Source organism: Sphingobacterium sp. UBA5670, from assembly GCF_002420705.1.
GTDB lineage: Bacteria > Bacteroidota > Bacteroidia > Sphingobacteriales > Sphingobacteriaceae > Sphingobacterium.
The window spans coordinates 477,088-490,589 of the sequence record NZ_DIIM01000021.1 but is presented as its reverse complement, the minus strand read 5'-3'; the positions used below and the strand labels follow the sequence as shown (position 1 = coordinate 490,589).

The 13,502-nt window shown below is 40.2% G+C and carries 12 protein-coding genes; 7 read left to right on the top strand and 5 right to left on the bottom strand.

From position 1 onward, the window contains the following. Nucleotides 1-355 precede the first annotated feature (355 nt). Nucleotides 356-1,942 (top strand): glycoside hydrolase family 16 protein, encoded by a 1,587-nt coding sequence (locus B3C94_RS20140; RefSeq protein ID WP_293907062.1) that lies wholly within the window; start codon nucleotides 356-358, stop codon nucleotides 1,940-1,942. Between the two features lie 68 nt (nucleotides 1,943-2,010). Here the strand turns inward: B3C94_RS20140 and B3C94_RS20135 are convergent, their stop codons facing one another. Both B3C94_RS20135 and B3C94_RS20130 read right to left on the bottom strand, forming a co-directional pair. Then, nucleotides 2,011-2,871 (bottom strand): helix-turn-helix domain-containing protein, encoded by an 861-nt coding sequence (locus B3C94_RS20135; RefSeq protein ID WP_293907060.1) that lies wholly within the window; start codon nucleotides 2,869-2,871, stop codon nucleotides 2,011-2,013. A gap of 32 nt (nucleotides 2,872-2,903) precedes the next feature. Beyond that, nucleotides 2,904-4,160 carry a hypothetical protein gene (locus B3C94_RS20130; RefSeq protein WP_293907058.1) on the bottom strand — a complete coding sequence of 419 codons (1,257 nt, stop codon included), beginning with the start codon at nucleotides 4,158-4,160 and terminating at the stop codon, nucleotides 2,904-2,906. Nucleotides 4,161-4,305: 145 nt separating this feature from the next. On the opposite strand from B3C94_RS20130, the gene B3C94_RS20125 reads away from it, so the two are divergent. From B3C94_RS20125 to B3C94_RS20115, 3 genes are all read left to right on the top strand, one after another. Beyond that, nucleotides 4,306-4,872: a Crp/Fnr family transcriptional regulator gene (locus tag B3C94_RS20125; RefSeq protein WP_293907056.1), complete on the top strand. Its 567-nt coding sequence runs from the start codon at nucleotides 4,306-4,308 to the stop codon at nucleotides 4,870-4,872. 51 nt (nucleotides 4,873-4,923) lie between these two features. Next, nucleotides 4,924-5,373 (top strand): DoxX family protein, encoded by a 450-nt coding sequence (locus tag B3C94_RS20120; RefSeq protein WP_293907054.1) that lies wholly within the window; start codon nucleotides 4,924-4,926, stop codon nucleotides 5,371-5,373. Between the two features lie 99 nt (nucleotides 5,374-5,472). Continuing rightward, complete coding sequence (locus tag B3C94_RS20115) at nucleotides 5,473-6,183, top strand: HAD family hydrolase (RefSeq protein WP_293907052.1); 711 nt, start codon at nucleotides 5,473-5,475, stop codon at nucleotides 6,181-6,183. A 76-nt stretch (nucleotides 6,184-6,259) separates the two neighbouring features. Here the strand turns inward: B3C94_RS20115 and B3C94_RS20110 are convergent, their stop codons facing one another. The 3 genes from B3C94_RS20110 to B3C94_RS20100 form a co-directional block, all read right to left on the bottom strand. Beyond that, nucleotides 6,260-8,791: a TonB-dependent receptor domain-containing protein gene (locus tag B3C94_RS20110; RefSeq protein WP_293907050.1), complete on the bottom strand. Its 2,532-nt coding sequence runs from the start codon at nucleotides 8,789-8,791 to the stop codon at nucleotides 6,260-6,262. A gap of 125 nt (nucleotides 8,792-8,916) precedes the next feature. Further along, complete coding sequence (locus B3C94_RS20105; protein ID WP_293907048.1) at nucleotides 8,917-9,606, bottom strand: LytR/AlgR family response regulator transcription factor; 690 nt, start codon at nucleotides 9,604-9,606, stop codon at nucleotides 8,917-8,919. Next, nucleotides 9,596-10,636, bottom strand: coding sequence for a sensor histidine kinase (locus B3C94_RS20100; protein ID WP_293907046.1), 1,041 nt, complete (start codon nucleotides 10,634-10,636; stop codon nucleotides 9,596-9,598). Before B3C94_RS20100 ends, B3C94_RS20105 begins: the two co-directional genes overlap by 11 nt. A gap of 229 nt (nucleotides 10,637-10,865) precedes the next feature. On the opposite strand from B3C94_RS20100, the gene mgrA reads away from it, so the two are divergent. The 3 genes from mgrA (at nucleotide 10,866) to B3C94_RS20085 (ending at nucleotide 13,443) form a co-directional block, all read left to right on the top strand. Continuing rightward, the gene (gene mgrA, locus B3C94_RS20095) at nucleotides 10,866-11,873 is read left to right on the top strand and encodes an L-glyceraldehyde 3-phosphate reductase (protein WP_293907363.1); all 1,008 of its coding nucleotides are present in this window, start codon (nucleotides 10,866-10,868) and stop codon (nucleotides 11,871-11,873) included. 9 nt (nucleotides 11,874-11,882) lie between these two features. Further along, nucleotides 11,883-12,365 (top strand): YdeI/OmpD-associated family protein, encoded by a 483-nt coding sequence (locus tag B3C94_RS20090; protein WP_293907044.1) that lies wholly within the window; start codon nucleotides 11,883-11,885, stop codon nucleotides 12,363-12,365. 91 nt (nucleotides 12,366-12,456) lie between these two features. Beyond that, on the top strand, nucleotides 12,457-13,443 hold the full coding sequence (locus B3C94_RS20085) for a Gfo/Idh/MocA family protein (protein WP_293907042.1): 987 nt from the start codon (nucleotides 12,457-12,459) through the stop codon (nucleotides 13,441-13,443). Nucleotides 13,444-13,502: the final 59 nt, after the last annotated feature.

Here is a 13,502-nt window from a genome sequence, read left to right as displayed (position 1 = left end):
ATATATCAAGCCGTTTTGGATTTTCCAGGCGGCTTTTTTCTTGACAAATGCTGGGCAGGATCTGCTGATTTATCAAAATTATCTACACTATCCATACCGTATTAAAAATAAATAATACAGTATTGACTGTATTATCAAATCGCTTAAAGTAACATACATACTTTAACTGTTTTAACTGCCGAAAAGGTGAATAAATCCTAATTGACCAACAATTTTTGGGAATCGCCATATTGAACAAACGGTTGCGTTTTGATCGGAGTTGCCAATGCTGATAATTCTCGTTATTATCGTAAGGTTGTAGTCTGTTCATAAGTAGATTGACTAGAACTTGTTCGACTAATAAAATAAGAAAATTGTGAAAAAATATTTATTTCTTGCAGGTATTCAGGTAATGTCAGCGCTAGGGCTATCGGCCCAAGAGACAAAGTCAAATGCACCATTACAGCTATTGGGGACGCGAAGCTGGATCCGTGTGGATCTGAATGATAATCAATCGAATATGGCAGGGACAAAAGTCTTCTGGGCAAAAACGAATAGGAAACCGAAGACAGCCAATGCGGTATTGGCTGATGGGGACAAACGTTATTATATTCAACAGGTGGATCCCGAAACCACCTATTATATCTGGGTAGAATCTGCAACGGGAAAATCGTTGGCAAAAGGAAAAGCATATACGAGCAAGAACTGGCAGTTGGATGGCGCCGAGCTGGATGAAGTGCAGAAAAATCCAAGCTCAAGAGCGGTACCGTTAGGTATGGAAGTCTATTGGCAGGACGAGTTTAATGACCAATTACTTAACCGCAATAAATGGACGACCAATTATTTCTCGTCCTTGAACTATCTAAATGCAAAATCTAAGGATGAAATGTTACATGATCGTTTGTCACAACCTGCGTATACGTTCAATGGATCAGCGATCAATCTGTTTGTCAATGATACTATTCCCAAGCGGATCTTTACGGAGGGTGGCAACCAAAAGATTTCATCCATCCAAACTTACGATTGGAAGTCCAATGAAAATCTGCTGGACAACAGCAGGGGAGGCTACTTTGAAGTGAAAGTAAGACGTAACCGCCAAGGGAATCCAAAGGGAACGAATACCGCTTTTTGGTTTGATTCACCCGGACCAGATATTCGCTACTATTTACAGGAAGGAGGGGAAGCCGATGGCATTAAAGGTATCCGTCCAAAGGGACAACTTTTTGAAATAGACGTTTTCGAGTACATCACTGCCCAGTTTGTGATTCATGGCCATGTTGACTCAAAAGGTGTATTTCAGCGTAATCTAGCTACCCATATAGCAGAAGGTTATGAGCATGTGGGACAATGGGTGACTCACGGTGTACTGTGGACACCGACAAGCATTAAGCACTACATCAATGGGGACCTCATCAAAGAATATACAAATAAACATCAGATTTACGCACCAAATCACTTTCTGAATGTATTCCTTGGAGCTTATGGTTCCGAAGGGGGAGTGAATATGGAGGTCGATTATATTCGGGCGTATAACTGGCCATTAAAAGATGGCAACGAATTGCCTAATCCGGATTTTAAGGGTAAAGCTGGTCTTGCACCCTGGGAAGGAGAAGCGGTCATCGAAGAAGGGCGTGGAGAAAAGGGTAGTAAAGCTGTAGTACTTGCTCCGGGTCAAAAAATAGAGCAATATGTTTATTTGGATCCCCAACAAGACTTCAAACTAATGTATTGGGGTAAAGGTGACCAAGTTCGGGCGGATGTGGATGATGTCACTGTTGTGACCGGAGAATTGTCGAATTTAAAGACATTTGTAACTGATCAAACTAAAAAAGGCGGAAAACATGAATTAAATTTTCTTACCGGTCGGGAGATTCACCCGAATAAAAAGATTGTAAGGATTGCATTTACCAATATAGGGAAGGAAAAAGCCTTTTTGGATAATATTACTTTGAAGAAAAAATAGCCTATAAGAAGCTTTTCCTAGAATCGAGATGGCTCCACGTGTATCACGCAGGAGCCTTTTTTTTCATTTTAGGCTTTAAGTGATTGCATTTTTTTTTGATAGGCTAATGGAGACATATTTGTCCGTTTTTTGAAGAAATGAGAGAATGTAGAGAAGTCTTCAAAACCTAATTCAATGATGATGGATTTGATAGGGCAGGAGCTCGAACGCAGTAGATGCTGCGCCTCCTTTATCAAGCGGTCGTGAATCAGTTTGAGCGGCTTAACTTGCATGTGTCGGCGCGTTAGCTTAGAAAGATAATTTGAGGTGACATTTAGGGTAGATGCATAATAGCTAACCCGGTGTTGCTGTTTGTAATGTTGTTCAATCAACTCGAGAAAACTAATCAGCATGGGAGGATAAGTGTATGCTGCTAAATTATCGATTTGACGGGTTATTAAACGCTTAATTTCCTGTAAAATAGTCGCAATACGTGTTGCAATGAGTAATAATGGCGGCTGCAAATGACAGAGTTCTATACGGATCTTATTGAATTCATGCCGGAGTGTCTCAAATTTAGCTGGAGAGATCTGAAGTATCGGATAATCTTTTAAGAGTTTTATATTGATCGATAAGTTGTGACATAGTTTTTCAAAATTTTGCCAGGAAATTCTAATCTGATAAGCAGAGGTTTCTTCAAGAAAATAAAAATAATTTGACTGTCCCGGAAAAACCAGATGAATTTGATAACCTTCCATGTTATATTGCCCCTGATCAATATAATGGGTACCTCCTTTCGAATGTATCAAGGTAAGCCTTAGATCTTCGTTTTGGACCTGCGGACTTGTGTATTTCCTGACATTCCACATTTGATATAAAAAACCGAGATGTTCGACATGTTCGCCGCATGTTGCTATATTTCCGGCGTTAAATTTGGTGTATCCAAGCACGACGTGTTTAATTTAGCTTTCTATGATTATTATTAGCGGCTATAAGGATATTCCTGTATCCAGTTGAACTTACGCCGCATCAATTCAAATGCTTGTGGATCCTGTTTCACAAGTTTAATTTCTTCCATATGGTCGCCAAAGGTTTTTGTCAGGCGAATATTTCCGTCGGGGGTGATTCGATAATCAAACTCGTAATTGTTTAGGGTGATTTTCTTTCCGGCTGCATCGATAACAACGCTTTCTGTTTGTGGACGATAATCCGTATTGCGTATTAAGACTTTGTAGCTGTCAAATTCGAAAACAATAAGCCGCCAATTTTGGGGGATTGACTTGTGCTGCTTTTGAGTTTGTACAATACGGTAGATTCCATACAAAGGGGATTTTTTTTGATATTCAGCAATCAATTTTTGGGTGTTAAATAAGGACATAATCTCTTGTATTGAAAATATGATCAAAAGGATTAATTTGGCAATAAATAAGTTCTTTCTTTTCCAGTTTCTATTGGATAAGGGTTGTTGAGGAGGGGGTAATTGCGCAGGCCTTCCAGTAATAAAAAACGTGAACAGCGAATTTAGGTAGGGAAGAAGCAGAAATATTGAAAATAGCAGAAGTGCTGTCGAGACCATTTTAACGGGGACATCATAAAAATAATTGACGGCCATAATATTGATACTTGTCGCAACAGTAATCAGGGCGCCCACAACCATCGTTTTTCTGAAAAGTAATAAGCCCGACAATATTTCTACCAGACCAATAAGCAGGTTGTAGCCCTTGGAATAGCCTATATAAGTCCACGCCAGACCCATGGGCGAATACTCACCCAAGGGTTGCAGGAGCTGTGTTAACCTGGGCGGCTGCATTTGCATATGGAAAATTTTGATCATTCCATAATTAATAAGCATAAACGCAACATAATAGCGTATCGCTGTCGTTAACCAATACAAAAGGAACGTATAATTGGTTCTTTTTCGATCCAAGATGGACCAGATAACGGCACTGATTAACGCGATGAGGAATAGGATCAATAAGGATACCCAGGCATAGGAGGTGTCTCCGCTTCCGTTGATGAAGACGCTGTGATCATAAGAATAGCACAATATATTTTCGGAAAACCATGGAACGAACCTTTGCATAAGACGGGTAAGCGGCATGCTGATATATCCATATAAAGGGTAGGTACCATTATTGAAAACAAGGATAAAAGAAAAAATAAAAACAAATGAAAATCGAAAAGCCAATTTTCTAAATGCTGACCATATTTCAGGACTGTTTTCGCTAAGAATATACATAATTAAAGTTTACGGTATTTAAGTTAATATTTTTTGATAAAATAGACGGTATGTTTATTAAAATAAATAATCGATTAAATAATAAATGATCATTGTAATTTATTTGATCGGAAGTTTTTATCTTGTTCTTAAAGAAATATGAATCATGGATAAGATCAAACAATATTTTGATTCGCTCGTTGTCATGAGTGATACGGACTGGGAATTTTTTTCCGCTAAGCTTGTTAAGATGGAGTTTCCAAAAAAATCACTGATTTTAGAAATTGGAAAAACGGAGCAGTACCTATCTTTTATCGAAAAAGGAATTGTACGTTTCAATATCCCGAAACTCGATTATGATTTTACTTTTGGCTTTGCGTTCGAAAACTCTTTTGTGAGCGGTTACGATTCTTTCTTGACGCAGCAGCCCTCATCTTATCATCTCGAGGCAATAACCGACTGTATTCTGTGGCGGATATCTTATTCGGATCTTCACCTGATCTACGAAACGACCCAAGTGGGGAATTTTATTGGGCGGAAAGCAATTGAGGATATTTTCCTTAAAAAAATGAAACGTGAGTTCACGCTATTGGAAGATTCTGCAAAAACAAGATACCTGAATTTGATGCAGGAGCAACCTGAACTGATTCGGAATATTCCTTTAAAATATCTGGCTTCTTATATCGGTATCAGACCGCAGTCGTTAAGTCGGATCCGGAAGGAAATTTATTAACAATTGTTCATTGATAAAGGAAGGAAAGAGACCTAATTTTGAAATAAAAACATGAAACCACTCTTTGTATTGATCGTTGTCTTTGTTATCTCCAATCTAGGTGCGCTGTTGCTAAAGGGCACAGTAGATTATTGTCTTTCTGGCAAAATAGCATTGGCTGTTATGTTGCTGTTTACCTCATTGGGGCATGTATTGTATACGAAAGGAATGACGCTTATGTTACCGGAATTTATTCCATTTAAAAAGGAAATGATTTATGCTACCGGATTGTTGGAAGCCCTTGCAGCTATTGGGTTATTTGTTCCGCAGGTAAGCCGCATGACCGGGATACTTTTGTTCGTTTTTTTTCTGTTGATATTGCCCACAAATATTCGTGCAAACTTGAAACATCTGAATTATGAGACGGCTACTTTCGATGGACCTGGTCCAAACTATCTGTGGTTTCGCATTCCTTTTCAAATCTTGCTGATCGCTTGGACCTACTATTTTGTGATTCGTTAAATCAGGTTTCTTAACTAAAAGATAGCATTAAATTAATATGGAATTGTTTAGTCTTATTTAACAATTTTTTATCTTTGCTAAACTTTTAGGTTTAGTAAAATGAAAGAAGCAATCAAGATGGTCGTATTTGACATGGCAGGTACGACAGTGAACGAAAATAATATAGTCTATAAGACGCTTAGAAATGCGATAAATACAGTAGGGGGGTATGAACTTACTTTAACGGAAGTATTGGCGCATGGCGCGGGTAAGGAAAAGTTGCAAGCGATCAAAACAGTACTTAAAAATACCTTGAAACTTGTTGATGATGAATTAGCCCAGCGCATGTTTACTTTGTTTTTAGCGGAGCTGGAACATGCTTATGAAATGGAAGAAATTTACCCTAATGCGAATGCAGAGCAGCTTTTTGCTGTCTTGAAAGACCGTGATATCTTACGTGTACTTAATACGGGATATGACCGAAAAACGGCCGAGTCGCTTTTAAAAAAGCTTAACTGGCAAGTAGGGAAGGATGTAGATGCATTAATTACAGCATCTGATGTGCCTCGAAACAGACCCTATCCAGATATGATTGAACGAGCGATGCAGCAATTTGAAATTGCTGATCCAGGTGCTGTCGTAAAAATTGGCGATTCTATTATCGATATACAAGAGGGGCAGCAAGCAGGCTGTGGTTTGAGTATCGGTATCACAACGGGCGCACATACTGTGGCTCAGCTCACATCAGCAAATCCTGATTATGTAATCAATGATCTATTGGAGATCGTTCCGATTATCGAAAAATATACGATAACGAGCCAGGTGGGCTGATGTTATTATCTATTCAACGAAAAGCGGGTGTTTCTTGTTTGAAACACCCGCTTTTTGTTGAAATATATCGCAACTGCTATTGCATTTGTATACCTTCCATTGAATTCTGGTTTTTGTTTTTCTTAAACATATTCATGTCCATTTTTCCAAAACGATAGGAAAGATTCAATTTGATCAACTGTGGATTGGAGAGTCGATAATACGTCTGAGAAAATCCTTCTCCCGATGAAACAATGGTATTGCCTCGTGTTCTGAAGATATCATTGATAGCCAATGTCGCGGAGGCTGCCTGATTTTTCAGGAAGCTTTTCTTGATGGCAAAGTCGATACCATAGAATGGTTTGATATAGCCTTGTGAAGAGCTTTGCGCCTGGTTCATCGGTGGCCCGAATGTTTGCGCCTGTGTAACTGGCATATTTGTTTTGCCTTGATATTCAAACGCTAACTGTAAATTCCAGTTTTTCTGTAGGTTGAAGGTATTATTGAGTTTTCCAAATACCGTCCACATACCTTCCGATGGCGTTTTGTCATCAACTTCGATTTTTGAATTATAGAAGTTGAGGTCTGCTGTTAGATCCCACCATTTTTTGAGATTATTCGTGTAGGTAAATTCCGCACCATAGTTCTTACTTGAATTCGCATTAATATAGGTGTTGATGAAATCCATTTTGTCTGTCACTGGATTGAGTTCCTGTGTTAGATACCGTGTAATCAGGTTATTTGTACGTTTATAGTATACAGTTGCCAAGAATGTACCTTTTCCGTGAGTCCGGCTATAGGAAAGTTCGCCTGAAGTGGTGAATTCCGGAACGAGATCAGGATTACCGCGCGTGATATTCAAGCTATCTGTGTAATCGACAAAAGGGATGAGCTGAAAGAAATTAGGACGGTTGACACGGCGGGTTACGCTCATCTGTATCTGATCTTTTTCGCTTAGCTTTTTGCTCAAGAACAAAGAAGGAAATAAGCTAAGGGGATACTTATTGTGAAACTTTTCGTTTGTATTCAAAAGTTCGCCGTCATAAGTTGAGCTTTCTGCGCGCAAGCCAACTTTATAGGATACCCAATCTTTTAAATTGCCACCTAGCGATGCATAGGCTGCATATACGCTGTTTTTATTGTTATAGTTGGCCGAGGCTGCGGTAATATTTTCAAAGTCATCTTCTCCCACTGCTTTTAAGGAGTTGTTGTTGAGATTTTTGAGTTTATTGATCTGAGCACGTACCCCGGTTTCCAGTTTCATTCCATTTTTGAACGGTTTAACATAATCTGCCTGGACAGTCATGAATTTATTGTCACCTGAGCCTATGTTTTTTTGGATCTGTGTTCCTGCGATTGCACTGCTTGCATCAAGATAATTGGTTGTGTATAATCCATTGGATTTATTCGAACCACCAAAATAATTAAAGTCGACAGAGAGTTCTTCGCCCTCGGTTTTGAATTTTTGGACAAGTCCTGCCTGCAAGCCACGCGGTTTAAAGCTTCTTTCAGATTCGGAAATCCGGTCGCTAAGTGATTTGTTGGCGCCCGTAGTGGTTGAGATCGACGAGTTTTCATTCGGCTTAAATTTGCCCTGAACCAATACTCCGGCAACGGATAATGTTGTTTTGGGACTTAAGTCGTAATCTACACCGAGCCGACCAAAGGTAATCATCCCTTTTGTTTTGCCTTCGATATTTTGATCGACTGTCGATTCTATGCCATTAATTGTACTTTCTCGGTGACTGTCACCCTCGGTATTGGTCCGCATACGCATATTCATTCCCGTCAGTGAGATATTGAATTTATTTTGACGCAGATTTAAACTACCCATAAAGTTGGTTCCGCCAAAGCGGTCCGCGCCTAATGTAACCATGCCGTTGTATCCTGTCTTCTTGTTTTTCTTAAGAACAATATTTAAGATACCAGCCATACTTCCTGAAGCGTCGTACTTGGCCGATGGATTTGTGATGATCTCGATTTTATCAATGACATCGGCCGGGATTTGATCCGGTGTAAGGGTGGTCGGTTTTCCGTCAACAAAAATCGTCGGTGCTGCATTTCTAAGTTTTACATTCCCGTCGATGTCGACCTGCACAGACGGCATATTGCGGAGAACATCGATTGCTGTACCGCCGGCTGCTACAATATTTTTTTCTACGTTGAAGACTTTTTTGTCGATGTCCATTTCCAGTAGTGCCTTACGGCCAGTCACGGTAACTTCATCGAGCTTAAGATTTTCATTTTCGAGCTTTATAGCTCCCAGGTCTTTGTTTACTGTTTTGCTGTCGCTATAATCAACAGCAACATCCACTGGAGCATACCCGACTGAACTGATTTTTAATTTCCATTTGTCTTTGGGAGAGATGGCGGAAAAGTTGAATTTTCCACTTTCCGATGAGCTTGTGCTTTTTACGAGTATTTCCCGCTCTTTACCTGTCGCTTGGTCTTTGGTGACTTTTAATAGGCTGACTGAAGCTTGTGCGATAGGTTTGCCCTGATTGTCTACAATCTGGCCCGAGAGCTGGCCTTCGGACATGGCGAAAGCAGGACGACCACCTGCAGGGGATTGAGCGTGTACGGAAGCAACCGCAGTTGCCATCAGAGCTATTGCTATAAATCTTTTCATTTTTTGTTTGTTATACTATAGTCATGGCGTATAAAGCCATTTGATAGCACACAAATTTGAAAAGGATTTTTTAGCTATGCAATCATCTGTAGACCGAAGCGGCGAATGTGTAGACCTATGATCAATTATATAAACTGTTCGATGTTTTTAAGATACTTTTTGCCAATGGGAAGTGTTGTTTCGGGTAATGTGAGTTTGGTCTGTGAGACCTGCTCAATACGGGTTTTGTTCACAATAAACGAATTATGGATACGGAGGAATTCTACGATGGGCAATATTTTTTCCATTCCACGCAGATTGCTTCGAGTAAGTAGGGGTGATTCGCGATCAACCAGAAATATTTTAACATAGTCTTTTAAACCTTCTATATAACTGATTTCATGAAGAAAGATCTTTGTTTTTTTGTATTCCACATTAACGATAATATGGTCTTGTTCGGTTACCTGTTTCGTACGGAGCAGCATGCTGTCTTCCACCTTTTTTACAGCCGCGGCAAGGCGTTCTTTCGAAATAGGTTTCAGCAGATAATCTATCGCATTTAATTCAAAGCCTTCAACGGCATATTGATGATAGGCGGTCGTGAAGATGACCAAAGGCCGTGGGTTAAGCTCGCGGATAAATTGCGTTCCCAATTGATCGGGCATCTGAATGTCCAGGAAAATGAGGTCGACAGCGTGTTCTTTTAAATAATCGCCTGCTTCGGCTGTTGCATTAAATTTGCGTAAAACCTCAATTTGCCCAAAATGCAACAAGTCATCTTCGAGGATATTGAGCGCAAATGGTTCATCATCAATTAATATGCATTTAATCTTCATCTGTCATCAGTTTGAGAGTTACTTCAAAATCCCCTGTATCGGTTTTTCTGATCGTGAGATCATGTCTATTAGGATACAATAACTGCAGGCGTCTGCGTACATTGGTCAGCCCTATTCCTTCGTTGGATTTTAGCTCGGTATGCTGGAGGATGGCATTGCGGGAAACGAATGCAATGCCGCCTGGAATTTCTTTGAAATGGAATGCTATCTGCGGAGCCGTTTTACTGTCAACACCATATTTAAAAGCATTTTCCACAAAATGGATAAATAGCAAAGGCGGGATCATCCTGTTTTTGACCGAGCTTTCGATGTCGAGCGTCACATTACCTTGAATGGGTAGCCGCAGTGTCTGTAAAGCTATGAAATTGCGCATGTGATCGATTTCTTTGAAAAGTTCAACTTGAGGTCCATCCACTTCGTAAAGGATGTAGCGGAGCATTTCGGATAACTTAACAATTGTACCTTCAGAATCAGGCGACTGTTTGCGAATTAACCAACGGATATTATTGAGGGTATTGAACAAGAAATGGGGGCTTATCTGCAATTTTAATATCGTTAGCTCTGCGGTCGTTTTTTCCAGGGCGATCTGTTTGTTGAGTTCTTTTTGCCGGGCCTGTTCATCATAAAGGAAAATCATGGAGGAGGTGATCATGCAAAGCGAATAGATAATTCCCGGTCCGATGACGAGGCGTACAAAAAGGATATTTTCTTTCATCAGATGTGCGAGCTCACCATCAGGATTAAAATAAACAATGATATAATTTAGTGCTACATAGGTCGAAAATCCAAGAGCCATTAACAGGATAAAAATCTTTCTGCGGCCGAAGAAGTAGGTGGGGGCGACAACGTAGCAGTGCAGGTAAAAATGTGTGGCCAAGAATAATATATTTACTAAGTGAGAAAGGGCGGAATAGAGTTTGAAATCCGCGATCTTATCAGGTTGATAGAGATAGGTGATAAATGGCAATAATAGTAATATGGTCCAGATGACGATATGTAAGTAAAATTTTCTGAAAAATCTGCCGACCATGTTATATCGAATTAGTTGCTGTTATTTTGGATATTGTCAAACTTAGATAAATTGCTTTTTATATGCAATATAAATACGTTTCAGCGCGCAAACAATTATCAGGTGGCACCCATTTTGAAAAATTAACCGCTTGATCGTCGGCAATATTTTTTCTTCGACCTAATGGGATTAAAAGGGTTGACAAAGCTGTCTGTTGGAAATAGTTTTGTATTTTGCATCTATAAACTTTATAAACGTGGCATTTAATCCAAACCGATATCAAAACATGTCCTACAGACGTTGTGGGAAAAGTGGTGTGTTCTTACCTGCAATCTCACTCGGGCTGTGGCAAAATTTTGGAGCAATCGATACTCGATCAGTATTTCGTGAAACTCTCCTAACGGCTTTTGATCATGGGATCACTCATTTTGATCTGGCTAACAATTATGGGCCACCTCCGGGAAGTGCAGAACAAAACCTCGGCGATATTCTTCATTCGGATTTCGTCGGCTATCGTGATGAGCTACTAATCTCAACAAAAGCAGGCTATACCATGTGGCCAGGGCCATATGGTGATTGGGGCAGCCGGAAATATCTGATGGCGAGCCTGCATCAAAGCTTAAAACGGATGAAGCTTGAATATGTGGATATCTTTTACCATCACCGGCCTGATCCGAATACTCCTTTAGAGGAGACAATGGCTACCTTACGGGATATTGTTCAGCAGGGAAAGGCACTTTATGTAGGTTTATCCAATTATCCGCCCGACCTGGCAAAGAAAGCCGCTGCGCTATTGAAATCAATGGGTACAGCCTGTCTCATCCATCAGCCAAAATATTCGATGTTGGTGCGTACGCCTGAAGAAGGTCTTTTAGATGTGCTTCAAGAAGAGGGAATTGGCGCTATAGCATTTTCTCCTTTGGCACAAGGCCTTTTGACTGGGAAGTATCTCCGGGGCATTCCTGCGGATTCGCGTGCATCGAAAGAACACTTTTTGAAACGTGAAATGATTACCGCTGCATTGATAGATAAGATTGACCGCTTAAATAATCTTGCTTCGCAAAGAGGGCAGACATTGGCACAAATGGCGATAGCCTGGCTGTTGAAGGATGAACGAGTAAGTTCAGTTTTAGTTGGTGCGAGAAACAGCGATCAATTGCTTGATTCGCTCAAGGCTTTGGATAATCTGAATTTCGGTGCAGATGAACTGGAGCAGATTGAGGGGATTCTCAACAGTAATTCGTTTTCCAATTCATAAAATAGAGCGATGTTCGTTTTTAAAGCCCAATTAGAAATCATAGGTATTAATCCTTTTGTTTTTGTTCCTGCTCCGATTCTGGAAAGTTTATTTAAGGATGCGGGCATAAGTAAAGGCTATATTCCTGTGAAAGGAAGGGTGAATGACAGGGAATACGTCCAGACATTATTGCGGTTTAAAGGGGAATGGAGATTGTATATCAATACGGGAATGTTGCCCAATTCACCCAAACGAGTGGGGGAGCTATTGGATATAACAGTTGCTTTTGACCCTGAAGACAGAACACTCCCGATGCATCCGGAACTCGAAGCCGCCTTTGCATTGGATGCTGAAGCAAAACAGGTCTTCGATGGACTATCTCCTTCTAAACAAAAAGAAATTATTCGTTATATTTCTTCTTTAAAAACAGCGGAAAGCAGGAGGAGTAATATTGAGAAGGCAATTGGTTTTCTATTAGGCAAAAATAGCTTTGTGGGACGTAAAAAGCCCTGATCAATTGCTGCAGTGGCACTGAAACTAAAATGAACAAGATTTTAGGAAAGGGCTTAAATAGGTATATAGACTATAATTTTTTAAGTATCGCATGGAGAATCATAAAATTGTTTGGGGAATCATTGGTTGTGGTGATGTCACGGAAAAAAAGAGTGGACCGGCCTTCAATCTCATCGAAGACAGCCAGTTATTGGCGGTAATGCGAAGGGACGCAGTGAAAGCTGCCGACTATGCAAATCGGCATCAAGTACCCACGTGGTATTCAAAAGCTGAGGACTTGCTGTGTAATACCCAGCTGAATGCGGTTTATGTTGCTACGCCGCCGTCTTCTCATCTGGAATATGCAGTTTCGGCATTAAGAAGCGGGAAGTCTGTGTATGTGGAAAAACCTGTCACCTTGAATTCGTCAGAAGCGGAATCATTATTGGCAGTAGTAAACCACACAGGGGGAAAGTTGGTTGTTGCCCATTATAGGCGCAGATTACCTTTATTTCTCAAAGTAAAGGAACTCATTGAAAAGGGGGAAATTGGTGAAATAAGGACAGTACAATTGCGTTTATGGCAAAGTAGGTCTCCGGAACTTGTAACTCAGGGCGGAGGAAACTGGCGTACCGACCCTGCTGTTTCAGGCGGAGGATATTTTTTTGATCTAGCTCCCCATCAACTGGACTTAATGCTCTATTTCTTTGGATCGCCTGTTTCTTATCATGGTTTTAGCTTAATTCAAGATTCAGAGAGTACGGTTGCGGATCAGACCAGTGGGACCATTGTGTTTGAAAATAAGGTTGTTTTCAATGGAAGTTGGTGTTTTAATGTAAGTCCGGAAAATCAGGCAGATCGTTGTGAAATAATAGGAAGCTTAGGAAGTATTACTTTTTCTATTTTTGGAAATTCACTTGTTGTTAAGACAGTGATCGAAGAACAAGAATTATTTTTTGATCATCCTGAACATATACAATTACCGATGATTTCAAGTACCGTGGATTATTTTTTAGATAGGGGACCTAATCCATCGTCTATTGAAGAAGCCGTGGTTCTGATGAAGATTATCGACGAATTTGCGAAAGTAAGATTGTAATCAGGTAAATTGCACTCCATCAAAGAGTGCAATTTGTCGTACTAAATTTCTGGGCTGTA